This is a genomic window from Achromobacter sp., from assembly GCF_049647645.1.
Classification (GTDB): domain Bacteria; phylum Pseudomonadota; class Gammaproteobacteria; order Burkholderiales; family Burkholderiaceae_B; genus Achromobacter.
In genome coordinates this window covers 40,403-59,894 of sequence record NZ_JBARYB010000108.1, presented here as the reverse complement: position 1 = coordinate 59,894, position 19,492 = coordinate 40,403, and the positions used below count along the sequence as shown (strand labels likewise).

Below are 19,492 nucleotides of genomic sequence, written 5' to 3'. Positions count from 1 at the left end.
CGCGGCCTGCTTGAACGAGGCGCGCTCCCGGCGCGCCTCACTCCTCCTTCCGCACGGACCCTTGCCATGCCGCACCCGCACTCGCTTCCCCTGTCCGGCATCGCCGTTGCCGACTTTTCCGAACTGCTGCCAGGCCCATTCCTGACTCAGAACCTCCTGGAACTGGGCGCCGCCGTCACGAAGATCGAGCGTCCTCCGCACGGCGACAACGCGCGCCAGCTCTATCCCGGCGTGTTCGATTCCGTCAACCGCGGCAAGCAATGCGTCATGCTTGATCTCAAGCATCCCGACGGCCTGCGGGCGGCGCGCGACATCATCGCGCGCAGCGATGTCCTGGTCGAAGGATTCCGTCCAGGCGCAATGGCGCGCCTGGGCCTGGGCTACGACGAGGCCGCCGCCATCAATCCCGGGCTGGTCTACGCGTCCCTCAGCGGCTATGGCCAGCACGGCCCCAATGCACAGCGGCCGGGCCATGACATCAACTATCTCGCCACGGCGGGCGCGTTGGCGCTTGCGGGCAGCGATCCCGCCATGCCTGCGCCGGGCGCCGGCCTGCCCGTCGCCGACCTTTGCGGCGCCATGTATGCCTTGTCCAGCATCCTGGCGGCGCTGATGCAGCGCCAGCACACCGGCCGCGGTCAGCATCTGGACGTGTCGCTGACGGATTGCGTCGCCCACTGGATGAACCCGCGCCTGGGCCAGTTCTCTTCGGCCGGACTGGCCAGCCTGGCCGCGCAGCGCCAAGACGTGTTGAACAAGCCGGCCTACGGCGTGTTCAGCACGAACGATGGCGCCTGCATCGCCATTGCCGCGCTTGAGGACCACTTCTGGCTGCGGCTGCTGCAGGCTTTCGCCTTGGATATGGATCGCGCGGAAACCTCCTCCTATCACCAGCGTGCAGCGCTGGCCGCGGACATCAACCAGGCGATTGCCGCGCATGTGGCGAGCCGGGATGCGCCGGACATCGTCGCTCTCCTGGAGGCCGCGGACGTGCCTGTCTCGCTGCTGGAAGAGCCCCTGGCGCTGCGCAGCACTCCGCATGCGCGCGCCCGCGGGCTGTTCGGCAGCCATGCCGAGGCCCGATACGTACGCTATCCGGTACGGCTGGACCACATGAACGAGGGTTGAATCGCCACGGCCGGCCCGGCGCAGTCACTCTCCACTTCTGAATAGGCACTCCATGAGCCAGTACCAAGCGCCACTGCATGACATCGACTTTCTTACGACAGCGGTATTTCCCCTGGATCCGCATTTGCAACAATGCGGATCCGCCCTGGATGCCGGACTCGCGCGCTCCGTCGTGCTCGAAGCCGAGAAATTCGCGCAGGGCTTGCTGGATCCCCTCAACCGCATCGGCGATCAGCAAGGCTGCCGCTTGCATGAAGGCGCTGTTTCCACGCCCGCGGGATTTCAACAGGCCTACCGCGCCTTCTGCGAAGGCGGATGGAATGGCTTGCGTCATCCCGAGCAGTACGGCGGCCAAGGGCTTTCCTGCGTCCTGTCCACCCTGACCGAGGAAATCTGGCACGCCTGCAACCCCGGCTTCGCCCTCTGCTCCATGCTGACCAGCGGCGCCATCGAAACCCTCCTGCATTCGGCATCCCCGGCCTTGAAGGACCTGCTGTTGCCGCGGCTGATCAGCGGTGAATGGACCGGCACCATGAACCTGACGGAACCGGCGGCGGGCTCCGACCTGGGCGCCGTGCGTACCCGCGCGGTCCCGGCGGAGGACGGCTCCTATGCGATATCCGGCCAGAAGATCTTCATCACCTATGGCGACCACGATTTCGCGTCCAACGTCATCCATCTGGTGCTGGCCCGCACCCCGGATGCGCCGGCTGGCGCGAAAGGCCTGTCGCTCTTCGCCGTACCCAAGCACCTGATCCGGGAGGACGGATCACCGGGCGTGCGCAACGATGTGCACTGCTCGGCCTTGGAGCACAAGCTCGGCATCCATGCCAGCCCCACCGCGGTCATGCAGTTCGGCGCCGGACAGGGCGCCACGGGCTACCTGGTCGGCGAGTTGAACGACGGGCTGAAGAACATGTTCGTGATGATGAACGAGGCCCGCTGCTCCGTCGGCAACCAGGGCCTGGCCCTTGCCGAACGCGCCTTCCAGCATGCGGTCTGGTACGCGCGGGAACGCCGCCAAGGCAAGGTCGTCGGGGAAGAAGGCGCATCGCTCGCCATACTGCGCCACCCGGACGTACGGCGCCTGCTGCTTTCCATGAAGAGCCGCATCGAATCGATGCGCGCGCTGGGCATGTACCTATCGATCCAGAGAGACCTGGCCCATGCCGGCGCGGACCCCGCAGCCCGCAGCCGCGCCCAGGCGCGCGTCGACCTGCTGATCCCCATCATGAAAGGCTGGTTCACCGAAACCGCTCAACGCGTCACCTATGACGCGGTCCAGGTCTTCGGCGGCATGGGCTTCATCGAGGAAACCGGCGCGGCCCAGTACTACCGGGATGCGCGCATCCTGACCATCTACGAAGGCACCACCGCGATCCAGGCGAACGACCTGCTGGGCCGCAAGACGGTCCGGGATGGCGGCGCGCAAGCCATGCTGCTGCTGGATGAAATTTCCCAACTGGCCGAGGCCATGCATGCAGGTGCGGCGCCGGCCCGCGAGTTCAGCGGCAGCCTGCTGCAGGGTTGCGCGCATTTGCGCGAAACCATCGCATGGCTGCTGGAACGCCATGCCGCCGATCCGCGCGCCACCCATGCCGGCGCCGTGTCGTATCTCGAGCTCTGGGGGCTGGTGGTGGGCGCCTGGATGCAGGGACTGCGTCTGCGCGCAGCGCTGGACGGCGCGGCCGATGGCGCCGCGCTGCAAGCCATCCAGGCCAGCGCGCTGTTCTATGCCGGCAATCTTCTGGTTCAATCCGGCGCCTTGCGACAGGCCATCAGCGAAGGCGGTTCCAGCATAGACGCCTTTCCCGACGAGTGCTGGTCCAGCTAGGACGCTACCTCAGCACCAGCGTCGCGCCGATGACCTTCATCGTCGGCATCAACTGGCGCCAGGCGTCCTTGGGCATGGACGCCGGCCGCCGCAGCAGCGCCGCGGCGGGATCGTCCAGCAGATCGCCCTTGCAGGCGAACACAATGCTGTTGGTCATGTCGTCGTCCACCACTTCGAACAGGGACGCTCCGAACGATGCCCGCACGCGCTCCATGTATTCATGGTGGTCCGGGTGGTTCACATGGAAGTTGATCACCAGAATGCCGCCCTCGCGCAGGGCGCGGAAGCAGTCGGCGTAGAACTCGGCCGAACATAGCGGGCCGGGTATCCCGCCGACGCCGAACCCATCCAGGAAGATCACATCCGCGTGGTCGGACAGGCCGCGCATGTAGTCGGCCGCGTCGGCCTGAATCACGCGGAACCGTTCGTCGTCGCGGGGCACCATGAAGGCGTCGCGCAAAGCGATGACCGCAGGATCGATTTCCACCACTTCGACCGCGCTGCCCGACAGGTAGCGATAGCAGAACTTGGGCAGCGAGCCGCCGCCCAGCCCCACCATCAGGATGCGGGCGGGATCCGGATTGAAGAGCACGAAGCCCATCATCATCCGCGTGTACTCCAGCTCAAGCGCGTCAGGATTGAGCGTGGACATGCTGCTCTGGATTTCCTGCTGCGTGAAATGCAAAGTGCGCCGCGTGCCGGAATTCTGGACGAAGGGCCTCGGAGCTGCCGCGGGCGCGCCGGAAGGCGGTGTATGAGAAGAGGTAGTGACGTCGTCAGGCATGAAGCGAGCTGGATTGCGGGGAAAAGAGGGAAAGATACCACTGCGCCGCCTTACCTCCCCGATGCTGTAGTCCGTTTGGCTGATGCCGGCCCCAGGGGACGACGCGTATGCTCGGCGTGCACGAAGCTGAGCTCCCGAGGCTTCGGAACGCGGATTCATGGCAATGGCTGGCTTACATACCCATTACGACACGCTCCAGATCTCGGAAAGCGCCAGCGATGAAGTCATCCGCGGCGCATACCGCTATCTTTCGCAAAAATGGCATCCCGACAAGAATCCCGACAAGCTCGAGGAAGCCAAGCGCGTCATGGCGCGCCTGAACGAAGCCTACGCGGTGCTTTCCGACCCGAAACGGCGCCAGGAGCATGACGCGTGGATCACCCAGCAACGCGCAGCAGCGGGCGGCAGCGGAGGCGCGGCTGGCGGGAGCGCGCCCCCGGATTCCGGGTCCGCCGACACGCTGCGAGACTACTACGCCACCGAAATCGCCAAGGGCCGCAACTTCTGGATATGGCCGCTGGCCTTCATTGGCTGCCTCATCCTGCTGGGCGTCATCTTCAGCATCTCGCCCTCGCTGAGCGAGCGGCTGAAGGAATACCGCATCATCACCCTGCTGGTCCTGCTCGCCGGCGCATCCGCCGTGACGTCTTCCCTCAAGGACAAGCACCGTGCGCAATTGCTGCAACAGCACGAAACCCGCATTCTTGAGCAGCGCTACACGGAGCATATGCGGCAGAAGACCGTCAGGCAGGTTGTCATCGGCGTCGCGGCCGTACTGGTGATCGGCGGCCTGGTGGCCTACTACGGGATGGGCTGGAATGTGCGGCAGGATCAGCTCCAGGCCGCCAAGCCCGGCGAGGCGAAGCCGTCGCCGGCCAAGCCCGCTTCCCTGACGGTCGAGAACGCCTGCGGCCGGGACCTGAGGCTCGCCGTCCATTATCTTCCCGACGGAGCCGCATGGCGCACCGAAGGCTGGTGGAACGTGGACGCCAACAGTTCCACCGGCCTGCGCGGCGACCTGGGACTGATCGAATCCACCAACACCATCTTCTACTACTACGCCGAATCGCTCGACCAGAAGATCGTCTGGCAGGGCCGCGACGATGACGAGACCGACGCCACCTATGCACTGAAGGGGCGAACCTATCGTTTCGACCGGGTTCGCCTGGCACGCACTGCCGATGGCCGTTATCAGCTCAAGCTCACCTGCTAGCGCCTCGTCCGCCGACACTCAGACCAACAGCACCGGGCAGGGCGCATGGGCGACTACCCGCGCGCACACCGACCCCAGCAGGGCATCCAGAAAGGGCGCCCGATGGTGCGAGCCCATCACGATGACCGATGCGCCGACCTTGATCGCATGCGCCACGATCTTGTCGGGCGTGTGGCCCGTGAGCTCATGGCGTTCGAAACTGACATTGCCCGCGCTCAGGATGTCGATCACGGACTTCATCGCCTTGCCGCTCTCCTCGTGATGCCAGGCGTCGATGTCGGCCTGGCCGATGAAGGTTTTGACATCGCCGGTCACGTCGGCCTCGCAATGCAATACATGCACCGTGAAATTCCGGTTCAGCAACGGGCTTTCGACCAGATAGCGCGCAGCGGCGTCGCTGTGGCTGGACCCATCGGTGGCAAGAATGATCGTGTTCATGACAGATCTCCGGATCGTGGGACTCAGCCCTTGGGGCCCGCGGCCTTGGCCGCGGCCCGTCTGGGCAGGAACATGCTGGCGCCCACGGATGCCAGCAAGATCAGGCCTACCGCCCCAAGCGACCACTGCACCGGCACATGGAACCATGGCGCGGCCAGCATCTTGCCGCCGATGATGATGAGCACCGCGGCAAGTCCGTGCTTGAGGTAGCGGAAACGCTCCCGCATGTCGGCCAGCAGGAAGTACAGCGCCCGCAGGCCCATGATGGCAAAGATATTGGAAGTAAACACCAGGAACGGGTCGGTGGTGACGGCGAAGATGGCGGGGATGCTGTCGACCGCGAACACCACGTCGCTCGCCTCTATCATCAGCAACACGACGAACATGGGCGTGGCATGCCGCAGGCCGCCGATGCGCACGAAGAACGACTCGCCGTGATAATCCTTGGTGATGCGCATGGAAGACCGCAATAGGCGCACCAGCGGATTGCGGGCAATGTCAGGCTGATGATCCGCGCGGGCCAGCATCCTCGCTCCCGTCGCCACCAGCAACAGGCCGAACACGTAGAACAGCCAGTCGAACTTCGACAACAGCCAGACACCCGCCAGAATCATGCCGACCCGCATCACGATGGCGCCCAGCACGCCATACAGCAGCACCCGGCGCTGCAATTCCAGCGGCACCACGAAATAGCCGAAGATCAGCGAAAACACGAACATATTGTCCACGGACAGGGACAGTTCGATCAGATAGCCGGTGTAGAACTCCAGCGTCTTGCGGTGCGCGATAGCCCGCCCCAGGGTGGCATCAAGATACCACCACATCAGGGCGCCGAACAGGACGGCGAGCGCCATCCATACGCCCACCCAGAACAGCGCTTCCCGGGGCCGCACGCGATGCGCATGGCGGCCGCCCAGCACGTACAGATCCAGCGCCAGCACGACCAGCACAAAGCCTACGAACCCCGCCCACATCGGCAGGGTGGCAAAGGTCTCGACCTGAGTCATCAGGACCTCCCGCCGTCGCTGCAAGACCGCTATGCGACGGCCAGCGGTACACAATGCATGTACGAATCCAGTCTAGAACTTCCGGACACGGCGAACAATTCGCCTGGATCGAACCGACGCTCAGGTTTTTCGGAACCGCCGCCAACGGTTCCCCGGCGCAGACGCCTCAGCCCAGATACTCCACATTGCCGCAGACGGAGATGCTCTGGCCGCTGATGATGGCGCCCTCGTCGGAACACAGGTAGGCCACCTGATTGGCAATATCCTGCGGACTGGTCATGCGGCGCAGCGACACCTTGTCCACCAGCTGCTCGCGCATCGCATCGTTGCTCACGCCACTGGCGGCGGCGCGGGCGGCGATGATCCGTTCGACCCGGTCGCCCGAGACGACGCCCGGCAGCACGGAATTGACGCGGATGTTCGACGGCCCCAGCTCCATGGCCCAGGTCTGCGTCAAGCCGGCCAAGCCGAATTTGCTGGCGCTGTAGGGCGTGCGCAGCGAAAAGCCCAGGCGCCCCGCAACAGACGAGATATTGACGATGGCGCCGCCGCCTGCCGCCCGCAGCAGCGGCACCGCGCTGCGCGCGCACAGGAAGGTTCCGGTCAGATTGACGTCCAGCGTGCGTTGCCACGCGTCCAGCGTGGTTTCCTCCAGCCGGTTGGTCGGACCGGACACCCCCGCATTGTTGACGAGGGCATCGAGCTTGCCCCATTTTTTCGTCAACTCGCCGAACATGGCCTGGACTTGCGCTTCGCTGGACACGTCCGTCAGGCTGACGCCCAGACGGGGATGTTCGGCGGCGGCAGCCTTGCATGCGGCCTCATCCACGTCGCAGACATGCACCTCGGCGCCCGCCTCCAGAAACCTGCGCGCGATCGCCAGGCCTATCCCTTGCGCGCCCGCCGTGATGAGGACGCGTTTGCCTTGCAGTGAATTGCTCATGGAGTTTCCTTGTCAGAGTGCGAACTCGGGTCGGATGCCGCTTTTGAGCGGCAGGCCCAGGATCTCGCGCGCTTCCGCGGGCGTGGCAGGCTCCATGTCCATTTCGCGGATGATGCGTACGACACGCTCGGTCAGCTGGACGTTGGTGGCCAGCTCTCCGTGGCGGTAGTACAGGTTGTCCTCCAGGCCGACCCGCGCATGGCCGCCCAGCAACAGGGCGGCGATGTTGGCCTCCAGCTGCGCCGGTCCGATGCCGCTGACGCAAAAGATGCTGTTCCTGGGCAGCAGGTCCACCATCATCTGCAGGTGCCGCACCGAAAACGGCATGGCGTTCTGGAAGTTGCGGTGCACGTTCATGACCAGGTTGATGAAATGCGGGCCTTCATCCAGCCCCTCTTCGATCAGCGTGGTGGCGTCTTGCAGGATGTGCGTGGGGCTGAAGACCTCCCATTCGGGCTTGATGCCGCGCGCCTGCATGCCGACGGCCAGCTCGCGGGCCTTGGAAAGCGGGGTGTTCATCAGGTACTCGCGGTCGCCGAACGCGAGGTTCAAGGTCGTGGCGTCCAGCGTGCACATCTCGGCGCCGGCGTCCATGCCCTTGAGCCGCTCTTCCCACAGGATCTCCCAGGTGCCCGGCGTGGTCTCCTTGACCATGTCGCCGTGCACCCCGCCGCCGGTGGAGTTGTTCAGCACGATGTCGCAACGGTCGCGAATGAGCCGGTTCATTTCCCGGTAGACCGAGGCGTCGCAAGTCGCCTGGTCGTCGGGACGGCGCGCGTGCAGCGCCACCACGCTGGCGCCGGCGTTGTAGCAGCGGTATACGTCCTCCGCGATCTCCAGCGGCTGCGTGGGCAGGTGCGGATTCTGGCTTTTGAATGCCATGCCCCCGGTTGGGGCGATGGTGACGATGACTTTGCGTTTGCTCATGAGGTTCACTTCCAGAGCGCGCAGCGGCTCTCTTCCTTGGTGGTGAAGGCCTGGTTGCCGTCGATGGTCTGCACGACGTTGAAATAGTCCCAGGGCTCCTTGGACTGTTCCGGCGTCTTGACCTGCAGCAGGTACATGTCGTGCACGACCCGCCCATCCGGCCGGACCACCCCGTTCTTGATGTAGACGTCGTTCAGCTTGTTTTCGCGCAGATAGGCCAGCACGCGATCGGCGTCGTCGGTGCCCGTGGCCTTGACCGCCCGCAGGTATTGCAGCGCCGCGGAATAATCTGCCGCCTGCAATGAGGAAGGCATGGCTTTACGCCGCTCAAAGAAGGCGCGGCCCCAGGCGCGGGTTTCGTCCGACGTATTCCAGTACCAGCTGTCCGTCAGGTACATGCCTTGCGAAGCCGGCAGCCCCATGGCGTGGATGTCGTTGATGAACATGATCAGGCCGGCCAGGCGCATGGTCTTGGTGATGCCGAATTCATTGGCGGCCTTGATCGAATTCGTCGCGTCCGCGCCAGCGTTGGCCAAGGCGAGGATGTCCGCCTTGCTGCTTTGCGCTTGCAGCAGGAAGGACGAAAAGTCGCTGGCCGCCAGTGGGTGCCTGACCGATCCGACGACGGTCCCGCCGCCAGCCTCGACGACCTTCGTCGTGTCCGCCTGCAAGGCATTGCCGAATGCGTAATCCGCGGTCAGGAAGTACCATTTCTTGCCGCCCGCCTTGACCACCGCCGCGCCGGTGCCGCGCGCCTGGGCCACGGTGTCGTAGGCGTAGTTCAATGTATAGGGCGTGCACTGCTCGTTGGTCAGCGCCGGCGCGCCCGCGCCCACCACGATGATGGGCCGCTTCTTGTCGGCAGCCACTTTGGACATGGCCAGCGCCGTGCTGGAATTGGTGCCGCCGATCAGCATATCCAGGCCCGCCTGGTCGAACCATTCGCGCGCCTTGGCCGAGGCGATGTCCGCCTTGTTCTGATGGTCGGCCGTCAGCAGCTCGATCTTCTTGCCGTTGATCTCGCCACCCATTTCCTGGATCGCCATCTTGATGGCCTCGGCGCCGCCTGGGCCATCCGGCCCCGAGTACACGCCGGACATGTCGGTGATGAAGCCGATTCGAATAACATCGTCTGAAATCTGCGCCTGCGCAGCAGGGGCGTGCAGCAGCGTAACGGCCAGGCCGCAGGCCAGGGCGCTGCGGGACATCATGCCTTGCATGGGCAACATGCTTGTCTCCTCTTGTGGGTTTTGGCGTCTGGAACCTCGGCTATTCTGGTGCGGGGCCCCGGCCCCGGACAGTCATCATGGTGACAAAGCACCCTAGGGTTTACCTGAGCGGCACCACAACGGCAACGAAGGAGGCACACATGCGCGATCGGCTTGCCGACGCCGGCGACGAACCCTTGAGCGCGCGGCGGCGGCGCGCGCAAGGCGCGGTGGACAAGATGCTCGACGTCGTCCCTTGGTACAAGGGCCTGCCGGAGCTTGAACGCAATCTGATCCGCGCGGAATTACGCGTCGTATCGCTGACCGCGGGCGAGTTCCTGTTCCGGGCGGGCAGCCGCTCGCCCGGATGGTATGGCGTGGTGCAGGGCCTGGTGAAATGGTCCTCGCCCGGCGCCGACGGCAAGACCCTGTCCCTGGCCGGGTTCAGCACCGGCAGTTGGTTCGGCGAAGCCACCATGATCCGCCGCGAGCGGTTCGAATACGAAGTTGTCGCCCTCAGGCCAAGCCAGATCGTGATCCTGCCGCGCGAGACCTGTGAACGCCTGTGGAACAACAACATCGAATTCACCAAGGCGCTGATGACGCACCTGGCGCAGCGGGTGGACTGGCTGATGAGCAGCTTCACCTCCAACGTGCTGCTGGACGTCGACACCACGGTCGCGCGCGCCGTTGCGGCGCAATTCAACGCGGAAAGGCATTCGGGCACGAATGGACGCCTGAAGGTTTCCCAAGAGGAAATCGCGGGTTTGTGCGGCATTTCGCGGCAGCGCTGCAATGCAGCGCTTGCCAGGCTCGCCCGAGCGGGCGTGCTGGAAACCTACTATGGCGGGCTGGCCATCCTCGACGTGAGCGAGCTGTACAGGCTGGCCGACGTCAAGCAGGGCGCTTAGGAAGCCGCACCCAGCGGTACAAGAAAAAATGCCGCGCAGAACAGAAATTCTGTCTTTTCGCGTGACAGGGACAACTCTATAGTTGCCGCGGCAAAAAACAACAAACCGCCTTTCCGCACCTGAGGATTCCACCATGAAAGCCCCGTCCGCGCCGCCCGTTTCGCTCCTGGATCTCTATGTCGGCACCGAGGACCTGCCCCTGTACACCACTACCGTCTCCGTGACCGGAGGCGCGTCCGGACACGGCCGCTCGTCCGGCAGGGCCATCTCCAATGACGGCGAACTCGAGCTCGAGCTCAGGTTGCCCAAGGAGCTGGGCGGCAATGGCGGCGGCACCAATCCCGAGCAATTGTTCGCGGCCGGCTTCGCCGCGTGCTTCCATGGCGCCATGAAGCTGGTCGCGATGAAGAACCGCATCCCGCTGCCGACCGATTTCGCCGTGCACTGCACCACCACCTTCGCACGCGATGCGTTTGACGGCCTGTTCTCCATCAGGGCCAGGCTGGAGGTTTCCTTGCCGGGATTGGCCAAGGAAATGGCATTGGCGCTGGTCCACGAGACCGAGTCGATCTGCCCGTATTCCAAGATGGCGGATCAGGGCATCGCGTCGTCGGTGCATCTCAGTTAAAGCGCCGATGGACTTGTAGGGCCGGGACCGTATGCTCCAATGGCGGCGGTCTCGCGTGTGCTCTCAGATTCGCCGCGCCTTCATGGCATATGCAACTGCCGCAAGCGCGCCACAGCATCCCAGCAGCAGATCCAGCCTTTGCCCCAACCCGGCAAGAACCAGCCCAGCCCCCAGCAAGTTGTAGTAGATCAGGCTCAGGATCGCGCCTGCCGTACCGGCTGCGTTCGCATAGGCCCGCAACGCGTGGGCCAGGATGTTGGGAATCGCAATCGCGTACGCCGCCGCAATCAATGCCATGCCGACGAGGAACGCGGAACTCTGGCTAAGCGCCGCCACCAGCCCGGCCCCTAGCGCCAGCAGCACGATGCCCAGCAGGACGAGGCGTTCGGATCCGCACCCGCGCCGCAGCAGCGCCGAGTTCAGGAACGCGCCGCATAGCGAAGCCGCGGCCAGCGCCAGGCCGCTTGCGCCGAAGCCAATCCATGAATGCTCCAGGCGGGTGAAAAGGAAGGGCCCCAGCTGGTAGTAGCCGAAGATCGCAAGGTTGAAGATGGCGATCAGCGCCGCGCTGCGCCAGATTTCCCGGTCCTGCAACATGGCGCGCAGCGTCGGCCAGAAGGGCGGCGTCGAAGGCGGTTGAGGCCGGGTTTCGGGCCAGCGGAACGCGCTGGCGCCGAGCAGCGCGACGGCGAGCAGGGCAAGCGCGAAGAAGACGCCCTGGACCCCGCCTGCCGCCGCGATCTCCTGCCCGGCATACATGCCAACGGCAGGACTCACCGCCAATGCCATTCCCAGAATCGAAAAGACCCGGGCCAGCTCCAAGCCCCGATAGCTATCGCGCAGAGCGGTCTGCGTTACGATTGAGCCCACGGCCGCGCCGAAGGCGGAGATCAACCTGGCGGCGATCAACTGTGTGAAATCACCCGCCGCCATGGCCCAGCCCGCGCCCAGCGCATAAATTGCCAGCCCAGCCAGCAATGCCGGCCTGCGGCCCCAGGAATCGCATAGCCGTCCCCACGCCACCACGCCGAAGGCGAAAGCCACGAACCACAACGACAGCGTCTGCGCCGCGTCCTCGGGCGCGGCCTGATAGGCTGCCGCGATCAGCGGCAAAGCGGGGCTGTATATCGTCTCGACTATCTGCGGAAAGCTCAGCAGCAGGATGACAAGCGGAAGGGGCGGGCGGCGGAACATGGCAGCATCGGTAAACAGGGAGTCCGCATTTTTAGCCGGGCGCCCCCACCGCCGTTGTAGCCCGGAAGACAAAAAACATCGGAACTCGGACATATGGCCAGGCTTGCCCCCACCGACGCGTTCAACCCCGACGCCATGGCGCAGCCCGTGACGGGCATCGCGTCGCGCCTGATACAGCACGACTCCGGACTGCATAGCCACGGCCGGGGCCAGCTCTTGTTCGCCCATGCGGGATCCATCCGCCTTGCGATGCCGGGGCTGATCGCGGTGCTGCCTCCCATCCGCGTGGCCTGGATCCCGCCGGGAACCGAGCACCGCGTCCTGATCCGCGGCGAAGTCGAATACCGTTCGATCTATCTGGACCTGGCGCGCATCGCCGCGCCCGCCTGCGGCCCCGCCATACTTTCCATGACCCCGCTATTGCGCGAGGTATTCGAGCGCATCAGCCTGGAACCCTTCGATAGCGACTGGTCCGCGGGTACGCCGCGCAACCTGCTGGCCGTCTGCATGGACGAACTGCGCCTGGCGCGGCAGGAACCCATGCTGCTGCCCGTGCCCGTGGACCGCCGCCTGGCCGGCCTGGACCTGGAGGAGCTTCCGCCCGAACTCGACGCGCTATCCCGGCGCGTCGGCGCCAGCGCACGCACCATCACCCGGATATTCCAGCGTGAAACCGGTATGAGCTATCAGGCCTGGCGCCAGCTCTGGCGCCTGCTGCGCGCCGTGGACCTGCTGGCCGCGGGCCAGAGCGTGACCGCGGTGGCGTTCGATCTGGGCTTTGCCAGCGACAGCGCTTTCATCGCGTACTTCCGTCAGATGACGGGAGAGACGCCGGGGCGGTATCTTGCCCCGGCGTACAAACCACAGGCTGTATTTCGATAATACAAATCCCAGGCTGTATTCATCGCCGATCCGCACGGGCGCGCAATCCAGGCAAGCTCAGCCAGGGCAACCCGATCCGATCCTGGACACCGGCAACGGCGTATCCCCGCCCGTATTCCCCGCGAACTTGCGGATCTTCTCCGCCAGCTCCGGCGTCGGCTTTTCATAGCCGTAGCAATACGGCGGCGTCGGCGCCGACTCGGGGCGGTAATCCTCCAGCACCGGCTTGGCATCGCCCAGGTACAGATTGTCCTTCAGGCGCAGGAAGGCCTTGTAGTCGCGCGTGTAGCCATGCTGGGACTTCAGTTTCTCGTAGGCGCCGCGGTCGGATTCGCCGTTCTCCAGCGCGCTGCGTTTAGCCGCGATGGGAATGTAGTGGCAGTAGTTCACGTTGATTCCTTCCACCGTGGGAAAGAACTCGGGTTCCACGCATTTGCGTTGCGTGGAGTTTTTGAAGATATTGCCTTCGACCAGGGCCTTGGCCTCCAGGCTGAAACTCATGCCATAGAAGTCCCAGTCTTCCAGCAGGTTGTTGAAGAGATGGAACGTGCCGAACTGCCCGCGTGGATTGCGCTGCACCGTGTTGAGGAAGTAATTGTGGTGCAGCGTCACTCGCGCGATCGAATCGCGGTCATAGTTGGCGTAGAGGTTCTTCGAGGTAATGTTGTTGAGCAACATGACCTTGTTCGAGTTATGGAACTTGGTCCAGGAAATCGTGACGTCGGTCGAACCGTTCTTCACGTTCAGCAGCCGATCCGACATCCGCGAAAGATCCATGTGGTCGACCCAGACGTCGCGGCTGTTGTTGGCCACGTTCACGGCTTGCGTCAGCCGCGACAGGCGTCCGTCTATCGTCAGATGCGTAAGGATGACGTTCTTGCTGCCATACACGCCCAGCCCGTCGTCGATCAGCGTGACGCGCCTGCCGCGCCCGTCTATTGTCGTGTTCGACGGCACGCGCAGCTGCGTATCCAGGACGATGGTCATGTCGGACGCGAAGCGGATCCACGCGGGGCCTTTCTTGGCCTGCGCCAGCGCGGCGCGCAGCGTCCCTGGCCCCGTGTCCTGGTCGGAAGTGACTTCGATGAATTTTCCGCCCAGGCCGCCCGTGGCCTGGGCGCCGTAGCCCTCGCGCTGCTGTAGCAGCGCCGCGACGGACGGGCAGTGTTCGTCCGGGTTCTTGCACGCTACGTCGGCCGCCGCCGCCCCGCCGTACAGCACGGCCAGGACGAACAGCCAACGCGCGGTTTTGATTGCAGCCTTCATCGGCATTCGCTCCTATTGCTGCGCGGACCGGTCCGCGGCCGTGACGTGACGCCAGATGCCCCCGCTCAGGCGCAGGTTTTCCGGGGGACCGGCCACGTGCTCCCTGAGCCGCTCGAAATAGGCTTGCTGCCAGCGCAGGGAATAGACATCGGCGTCCTCCCCGGGCAGGGGTGCGGGCAGCATCTCCAGCGTATAGGCGACGTGGCCGTTCTCCCAGCGGGGCGCGTAGAACACCGAGGGCACCCCCATGCGATGCGCCAGATGGGATGCGAAGCTGGAATACGTCACTTCCTGCCCCTCGAAGGTGGTACGCGGCGCCGCCGGATTGGCCGCGCCGTCTATGGCCAGGCACAGCACGTAACCCGAGGTCAACGCGCGCATGCAGGCCTTGGCGACCTGCGCCTCGGTCTGGTCCGCGGTGGAGATCAAGGCCGCGGAGTAACTGCTCTGCGCAATGCTGGGAGCTGTCGCCAGCCAGCGCGACGGAATGCCCACCAGTTCCAGCGCCATCAGCCCGGCATACATGGGGCCGACGTGCGCCGTGGCGACCACCACCCCCTTGCCCCCCGCCAGCAGCGGCGCGAAGAAGCGCTCGCCGGTGTCGAGCTCGCCCAGCACCTGCATGGCTTCTTCGACGCTTTCCTCGCGGCATTCGAGCCAGTCGAACAGCAGGTGGTCCACCAGGTGGCCCCAGCGCGCGCGGCGCTCCCATTGCGCGCGGTCGATGGTGGCGTCGCCGCGCATCGACCAGGCCCAGTCCAGGCGCGCCTGCGGAATCGGGGCGGTATGCAGCCGTTCCTCCAGCTGCGCCATGGCTTCCTGGAATGTCGCCGGCAGTCGCTGGGCGCGTTGTCCCACGTATTGCCCGAACAGCGTCTCGGCCTCCTGCTTGCGCCCGGCCTGGGACAGCGCGCTGATGGCCGCGCGTTGCCAGAGCTGCTTCTCGGGCGACTTCTCCAGCAGATGCATCATCTGGTCGGCCGCGGCGTCGTACTGCAGCGTGTAGCGCAGCGCGCGTGCGTAAAAGGCCCGCGTCTGCTCCAGGTCCGGCGCCAGATCGATGGCCTGCTTCAGTGGCGCCAGGGCTTCCTTGTAGCGTCCGGCGCGCAGCAGGGTCTCGCCATGCAGCGTCAGCAGCCGGACGTCCGCGGGCGCCGCGCCCAGGCCGGCCGCGAAATGCGCCAGGGCATGCACCTTGCGGTCGTCCTCGTTGCCACGCCGCAAATGCGCCAGTCCCAGGGACGAGCGCAGCACCGCGCAGTCGTGGCCCGCGCCCAAGGCGGCATCGCCGAACCGGATTGCCGCTTCCACCCTGCCATCCTCGAGCAGGGCGCGCACGGCCATCGTCGCCACGCGCTCGTTGGGCAGTTCGCACGGGTCCAGCGCCGCCGCCATGTCCGCCGCCTCTGCCGCGTCGCCGTTGCGCACGAAGGCCATCAGCCAGGGATAGGCTTCGCCGGGCTCGCTTTCCGCCATGCTCCTGGTCGCGCGGGCGACCTCGGCAGCCTCGGCCGTTCGGCCAGCCTGCACACGCAGCTGGATGCGGGCCGCATGCAGCGCCGCCGCGCCCGGTTCGATGCCGGCGGCGGCGTCCGCCTCGACAATGGCGCGATCCCACTGCTCGGTGCGTCCGAACAGGCTGGCTAGCAGGCGGCGCTCGTCGGCGCGCGCGGGATAGACCGCAACCATGATCTCCAGCGCGGCGATGGCCGGGCCGAGCCGGCCCTCCCGCACCAAGGGAGAAACCAGCAGGCGGCGCGCATCGCGCCAGCCGTCGGCGGCCTGCCGCAGCGCCGGTTCCAGCATGGGCATTTCATTCAGGGGCTCGGCCGAGGAATGAATCTGCTTGATCACATCGCGCAAGCTCGCGGTGGCGTCGGTCCCGGCGGGACGGTCCGCAATTGCCATATCAACCATGACGCAACCCCCTCAACAAAGCTATCGCCACACGCGCGATGAACATCAGCACAAAGCCCAGCGCCAGCGCCTGCAGCAGCAGGATCCCCGTGCGCGGACTGCTCGGGCGGTCCGTCGGCACCGGCTGCGCAATGATGGACAGATAGCGCTGCAGGCGCAGGGTGTCCGTCATGGCCTGCTGGTAGGTCTGCTGCGCCAGGGTCAGGTTCGAATCCGCGAACACCTGGGCATTCCTCAGCGCTTCGTAGGATTTGAGCTGCTTCGCTTCCGTGTTGCCACCGCCGCTCAGGCGCTGGCGCAACGCCGCAATCCGCTTCTTCAGCGACGTCACCTGCATCTCGGCGGGCCGCAGCATGAAATGGTCCTTGTTGCCCAACGCGCGGATCTTGTCGAGATTGATCTGCGCGGTGTTGAGCTCTCCTTCCAGCTGGCTGGAAAGGTTCAGCAGCATCGTCACCGTGGCCGTGGGATCGATGTTGCCGTGGGTGGTCCGCCACGCGGTCAGCGTCTCTCTGGCGGCCAACGCCTTCTGCTCCGCGAGCTTTACCGCTTCCTCACTCACTTTCAGTTTGTCGGCCACGCCCTTCTCGTTCATGGAGCTGACGAAGCTCTCGGCCAGCTCGATGAGCGCCCGGGACAGAATCGCGGCATCCTCCGAAGAGAACGCGCTCACGCGCAGCACGTCGATCTGCTCCAACGCGTTGAACGAGACCTTGACCGAAGCCTGGTAGGCGCGGAAAAGATCGTCTTCGCTGGAATCCTCGGCCAGATGGTTCATCGGATCCATGCCCGCGCGGATCAGGTACTGGCGCAGGCCGACCTTCTTGTCGAGCTGCTGCATGGCATCGCGCGATTTGAGAAAATCGGCGACCGCCCATCCGTCCACGAAGCCGCCCAACATGCCGCCCGCGTTGCCCGTGGTCAGGAGGCTGGCCGCCGCGCCGCCGCCACCTTGCTGGCCCGAGGCCGACTGCACGAAGAAGCGCGACTCGGCCTCGTAGCGGGGCGTGGCAAACAGAGACACATAGATCAGGGCGCACACGACCGGCGCCAGCACGATGAGCGTGTTGATCCAGCGGTGGCGCCGCCGCTCGCGCAGCGCCGACTGCCGCTCGCCGCGGCGGCGTTCGATCTCGGACCTGCCTTCAGAGGCCGATTCCGCCCTCATCGAAGCCGCCTCCGAGGACGTCGTCGCCTGTGCCTGGTTCACTTCTTGATCGTCGCGGGGGGAACCTGCGGATGCACTGGTCGAGGTCGTCTTCGATGCTGAGCGCGCTTCGTTCATAAATCAAACCCTTGAAGCAATAGTCCGCCAACTGATTCTGGCGATAACTGGAAAGAATGAGTGTCCGGCCGACCAGCCGCTCTTCGAAAAGAGCCAGCCAGAGACGGGTGAAACGGCAAGGCTCGAAGGGGATGGCCCCTTCGATCACATAGACGTCGAACGCCGGCGCCAGCGCCAGCGCAAAGGAGAACTCCTGCCGCGCGTAGAGCGGCCAATGCTCCATGGGCTTGGCCAGAGTCCTGGGATCGCTGACCAGGTCGGCGACCAGTTCGTGCGTGGCATCCGCGTCGATCTCGTACATCTCGCTGACGAAGTCGATCATGCTCAGGCCGTTCGCCTTGCCGCGGATGAAACCTTGCCGGCCTATCGCCCACGACACGTTGCCGTCGTGCTTGACGAAGCCCTGGCGCGGAGGCCGCAGCCCGCACAGCACGTCGACGATCTGGCGATGCAGCTCGGGCGCGGGCGACAGCAAGGCATAGCGCCCGACCGGAATAGCGAGATCGACATTGGAAAGCAGCGCTTGCCTGCTTCCGAATGCATAGGGCTCGTCAGTGACGCCATTGAAATGGATCATCCACTTCCCTCACATCGGCTGGACATTGGGACGGGCCAGACGCTCGGCCGCCAATGCAAGCACCATCAAGAAAACCAAAGAGGTCAGGAAATACCCCAAGCTCGCATCGTGCGAGGTGTAGGCCTCGAAATAGGCCGAACGCAGCAGCTGCATGCCATGCGCCAACGGCAGCCACAGCATCCAGGGCCGCAGATTCTCCGGCAACTGCTCCGAGACAAAGAACACGGCCGCGAAGATCTGCAGAAAGCGTTCAATGATCGGCGCCAGCCTGAGAAAGAAATGCCAGTAGGTCGCGATCGATCCGAACAGCACGCCCAGCGCCACCCCGAAGCACCCCATCAGCGCCACGTAAAGCAGGAAGCCCGGCCAACTCTTCGGTAGCGTGATGAGCTCCAGCGCGTGGCCTGCGCTGATCAGCACCAGGAACACCACCAGATACACCGACACGTAGATGAAAGCCTGCACCAGCGCGCACATCAATGGCGTGACGCCCTGGAAGTTCAGCAAGCCGCGCGCCGACACATAGGCCGTACTGCTGCGGAAGACAATCTGGCGGAACATGATCCAGGTGGTTGCGCCCAGCAGCGAAAACGTCTGCACATCCATGCCCATGATGTAGTGGGTGCCCATCAGGATGTACAGCGACGAGATCAGCGTCAGCAGCACGACCGGGCCTACCAGCGCCCAGACCAGCGCGATCCGGCTCTCGCCGTGCATCACGCGCAGCTGATAGATGAACATCGCCAGCAAGGTACGCCCGACCGGCCGGACCTTCACGGAGTGGCTCGGATCATGCCCCTCATGCAGGCCCAGCAGGCGATTTCGAAGTATCGCGAGATCGCCGGCCTCGTCCTGCGGCACCTCGACTTCCAGCGCGATGTCATTGCGCGAGGCATGGCGGCGCGCTTCACGCGCCTCGTCCTGCTTCCTGCGATCCACGCGCCGCGCATGCGCCGCGGCCAGGCGTTCGTCCTCCGCCACCAGCTTGGCCGGCATGTATCCAGGCGCGAACACCTCGACGCCAGCGCGGATGTCCATTTCAAGCAGGCGCACGATGACGCGTAGACGCCGCCGCGAAAAATCAGCCAGCGTCTCGTCGACGTCGCTGCGCACGATTTCCGCATCCAGCTCCGCCTGCACCGCCTCGTACACTGCCCGCCGGGCAGCCACGGAATCGTGCGGCTCGCCCTCCAGGCGCGCGACGAGCGGCTTGAGCAGAACGGCCGGCGGGGCCTTTGCTTCAAACAATGCCGCCGGATCCAGGCGCCAGGCCGCGACGCCGGATCCTACTGCGTAACTGCTGTCCTTTCGGCGCGAGCGCCAGCCCTTGATCCTGTCCTCGTTGCTCAT

At 65.1% G+C, this 19,492-nt stretch carries 18 protein-coding genes; 6 read left to right on the top strand and 12 right to left on the bottom strand.

All coding sequences use genetic code 11. From position 1 onward, the window contains the following. Positions 1 to 66 precede the first annotated feature (66 nt). Entirely contained in the window at positions 67 to 1,128 is a 1,062-nt protein-coding gene (locus WBB14_RS13180) for a CaiB/BaiF CoA transferase family protein (protein WP_424240213.1), read from the top strand. A gap of 52 nt (positions 1,129 to 1,180) precedes the next feature. Then, positions 1,181 to 2,962 carry an acyl-CoA dehydrogenase gene (locus WBB14_RS13175; RefSeq protein ID WP_424240212.1) on the top strand — a complete coding sequence of 594 codons (1,782 nt, stop codon included), beginning with the start codon at positions 1,181 to 1,183 and terminating at the stop codon, positions 2,960 to 2,962. A 4-nt stretch (positions 2,963 to 2,966) separates the two neighbouring features. On the opposite strand, the gene WBB14_RS13170 is transcribed toward WBB14_RS13175, so the two are convergent. Beyond that, complete coding sequence (locus tag WBB14_RS13170; protein ID WP_424240211.1) at positions 2,967 to 3,746, bottom strand: fused MFS/spermidine synthase; 780 nt, start codon at positions 3,744 to 3,746, stop codon at positions 2,967 to 2,969. Positions 3,747 to 3,909: 163 nt separating this feature from the next. Here WBB14_RS13170 and WBB14_RS13165 point away from each other — a divergent pair, with 163 nt between their 5' ends. After that, entirely contained in the window at positions 3,910 to 4,959 is a 1,050-nt protein-coding gene (locus WBB14_RS13165; protein WP_424240210.1) for a DnaJ domain-containing protein, read from the top strand. Between the two features lie 18 nt (positions 4,960 to 4,977). Here WBB14_RS13165 and WBB14_RS13160 read toward each other — a convergent pair whose 3' ends face one another. From WBB14_RS13160 to WBB14_RS13140, 5 genes are all read right to left on the bottom strand, one after another. Next, positions 4,978 to 5,397 carry a universal stress protein gene (locus WBB14_RS13160; RefSeq protein WP_424240209.1) on the bottom strand — a complete coding sequence of 140 codons (420 nt, stop codon included), beginning with the start codon at positions 5,395 to 5,397 and terminating at the stop codon, positions 4,978 to 4,980. A 23-nt stretch (positions 5,398 to 5,420) separates the two neighbouring features. Next, positions 5,421 to 6,404, bottom strand: coding sequence for a TerC family protein (locus WBB14_RS13155; RefSeq protein ID WP_424240208.1), 984 nt, complete (start codon positions 6,402 to 6,404; stop codon positions 5,421 to 5,423). A gap of 166 nt (positions 6,405 to 6,570) precedes the next feature. After that, complete coding sequence (locus WBB14_RS13150) at positions 6,571 to 7,347, bottom strand: SDR family oxidoreductase (RefSeq protein WP_424240207.1); 777 nt, start codon at positions 7,345 to 7,347, stop codon at positions 6,571 to 6,573. Between the two features lie 12 nt (positions 7,348 to 7,359). Further along, on the bottom strand, positions 7,360 to 8,274 hold the full coding sequence (locus WBB14_RS13145; protein WP_424240206.1) for a 3-keto-5-aminohexanoate cleavage protein: 915 nt from the start codon (positions 8,272 to 8,274) through the stop codon (positions 7,360 to 7,362). A gap of 5 nt (positions 8,275 to 8,279) precedes the next feature. After that, positions 8,280 to 9,503: an ABC transporter substrate-binding protein gene (locus tag WBB14_RS13140; protein ID WP_424240205.1), complete on the bottom strand. Its 1,224-nt coding sequence runs from the start codon at positions 9,501 to 9,503 to the stop codon at positions 8,280 to 8,282. Positions 9,504 to 9,643: 140 nt separating this feature from the next. Between WBB14_RS13140 and WBB14_RS13135 the strand changes: the two genes are divergently transcribed. Next, positions 9,644 to 10,393 carry a Crp/Fnr family transcriptional regulator gene (locus tag WBB14_RS13135; RefSeq protein ID WP_424240204.1) on the top strand — a complete coding sequence of 250 codons (750 nt, stop codon included), beginning with the start codon at positions 9,644 to 9,646 and terminating at the stop codon, positions 10,391 to 10,393. Between the two features lie 133 nt (positions 10,394 to 10,526). After that, the gene (locus tag WBB14_RS13130) at positions 10,527 to 11,021 is read left to right on the top strand and encodes an Ohr family peroxiredoxin (RefSeq protein WP_424240203.1); all 495 of its coding nucleotides are present in this window, start codon (positions 10,527 to 10,529) and stop codon (positions 11,019 to 11,021) included. A 63-nt stretch (positions 11,022 to 11,084) separates the two neighbouring features. Here WBB14_RS13130 and WBB14_RS13125 read toward each other — a convergent pair whose 3' ends face one another. Further along, positions 11,085 to 12,308, bottom strand: a complete 1,224-nt coding sequence (locus WBB14_RS13125; protein WP_424240202.1) for an MFS transporter — start codon at positions 12,306 to 12,308, stop codon at positions 11,085 to 11,087. On the opposite strand from WBB14_RS13125, the gene WBB14_RS13120 reads away from it, so the two are divergent. Further along, complete coding sequence (locus WBB14_RS13120; RefSeq protein ID WP_424240201.1) at positions 12,309 to 13,097, top strand: AraC family transcriptional regulator; 789 nt, start codon at positions 12,309 to 12,311, stop codon at positions 13,095 to 13,097. 57 nt (positions 13,098 to 13,154) lie between these two features. Here WBB14_RS13120 and WBB14_RS13115 read toward each other — a convergent pair whose 3' ends face one another. From WBB14_RS13115 to WBB14_RS13095, 5 genes are read right to left on the bottom strand one after another with little or no spacing between them, the layout of a single operon-like run. Beyond that, entirely contained in the window at positions 13,155 to 14,363 is a 1,209-nt protein-coding gene (locus WBB14_RS13115; RefSeq protein WP_424240200.1) for a pectate lyase family protein, read from the bottom strand. A 12-nt stretch (positions 14,364 to 14,375) separates the two neighbouring features. After that, positions 14,376 to 16,280, bottom strand: a complete 1,905-nt coding sequence (locus WBB14_RS13110; RefSeq protein ID WP_424240199.1) for a Vi polysaccharide transport protein VexE — start codon at positions 16,278 to 16,280, stop codon at positions 14,376 to 14,378. Then, the gene (locus WBB14_RS13105; protein WP_424240198.1) at positions 16,273 to 17,448 is read right to left on the bottom strand and encodes a sugar ABC transporter; all 1,176 of its coding nucleotides are present in this window, start codon (positions 17,446 to 17,448) and stop codon (positions 16,273 to 16,275) included. Before WBB14_RS13105 ends, WBB14_RS13110 begins: the two co-directional genes overlap by 8 nt. Next, positions 17,426 to 18,142: an ATPase gene (locus WBB14_RS13100; protein ID WP_424240197.1), complete on the bottom strand. Its 717-nt coding sequence runs from the start codon at positions 18,140 to 18,142 to the stop codon at positions 17,426 to 17,428. The genes WBB14_RS13105 and WBB14_RS13100 overlap by 23 nt, the downstream gene beginning before the upstream one ends. Positions 18,143 to 18,151: 9 nt before the next feature. Further along, a complete protein-coding gene (locus tag WBB14_RS13095) occupies positions 18,152 to 19,492 on the bottom strand; it encodes an ABC transporter permease (RefSeq protein WP_424240196.1) in 1,341 nt (446 codons plus the stop codon).

What these genes read in the sequence shown, in the direction of transcription:
- WBB14_RS13155 (WP_424240208.1), bottom strand. Translation starts at nt 6,404, where the DNA reads ATGACTCAGGTCGAGACCTTTGCCACCCTGCCGATGTGGGCGGGGTTC.
- WBB14_RS13140 (WP_424240205.1), bottom strand. Translation starts at nt 9,503, where the DNA reads ATGTTGCCCATGCAAGGCATGATGTCCCGCAGCGCCCTGGCCTGCGGC.
- WBB14_RS13110 (WP_424240199.1), bottom strand. Translation starts at nt 16,280, where the DNA reads ATGGTTGATATGGCAATTGCGGACCGTCCCGCCGGGACCGACGCCACC.
- WBB14_RS13125 (WP_424240202.1), bottom strand. Translation starts at nt 12,308, where the DNA reads ATGTCCGAGTTCCGATGTTTTTTGTCTTCCGGGCTACAACGGCGGTGG.
- WBB14_RS13170 (WP_424240211.1), bottom strand. Translation starts at nt 3,746, where the DNA reads ATGCCTGACGACGTCACTACCTCTTCTCATACACCGCCTTCCGGCGCG.
- WBB14_RS13100 (WP_424240197.1), bottom strand. Translation starts at nt 18,142, where the DNA reads ATGATCCATTTCAATGGCGTCACTGACGAGCCCTATGCATTCGGAAGC.
- WBB14_RS13095 (WP_424240196.1), bottom strand. Translation starts at nt 19,492, where the DNA reads ATGAGCAACGAGGACAGGATCAAGGGCTGGCGCTCGCGCCGAAAGGAC.
- WBB14_RS13120 (WP_424240201.1), top strand. Translation starts at nt 12,309, where the DNA reads ATGGCCAGGCTTGCCCCCACCGACGCGTTCAACCCCGACGCCATGGCG.
- WBB14_RS13165 (WP_424240210.1), top strand. Translation starts at nt 3,910, where the DNA reads ATGGCTGGCTTACATACCCATTACGACACGCTCCAGATCTCGGAAAGC.
- WBB14_RS13160 (WP_424240209.1), bottom strand. Translation starts at nt 5,397, where the DNA reads ATGAACACGATCATTCTTGCCACCGATGGGTCCAGCCACAGCGACGCC.
- WBB14_RS13130 (WP_424240203.1), top strand. Translation starts at nt 10,527, where the DNA reads ATGAAAGCCCCGTCCGCGCCGCCCGTTTCGCTCCTGGATCTCTATGTC.
- WBB14_RS13135 (WP_424240204.1), top strand. Translation starts at nt 9,644, where the DNA reads ATGCGCGATCGGCTTGCCGACGCCGGCGACGAACCCTTGAGCGCGCGG.
- WBB14_RS13145 (WP_424240206.1), bottom strand. Translation starts at nt 8,274, where the DNA reads ATGAGCAAACGCAAAGTCATCGTCACCATCGCCCCAACCGGGGGCATG.
- WBB14_RS13115 (WP_424240200.1), bottom strand. Translation starts at nt 14,363, where the DNA reads ATGAAGGCTGCAATCAAAACCGCGCGTTGGCTGTTCGTCCTGGCCGTG.
- WBB14_RS13175 (WP_424240212.1), top strand. Translation starts at nt 1,181, where the DNA reads ATGAGCCAGTACCAAGCGCCACTGCATGACATCGACTTTCTTACGACA.
- WBB14_RS13150 (WP_424240207.1), bottom strand. Translation starts at nt 7,347, where the DNA reads ATGAGCAATTCACTGCAAGGCAAACGCGTCCTCATCACGGCGGGCGCG.
- WBB14_RS13180 (WP_424240213.1), top strand. Translation starts at nt 67, where the DNA reads ATGCCGCACCCGCACTCGCTTCCCCTGTCCGGCATCGCCGTTGCCGAC.
- WBB14_RS13105 (WP_424240198.1), bottom strand. Translation starts at nt 17,448, where the DNA reads ATGAGGGCGGAATCGGCCTCTGAAGGCAGGTCCGAGATCGAACGCCGC.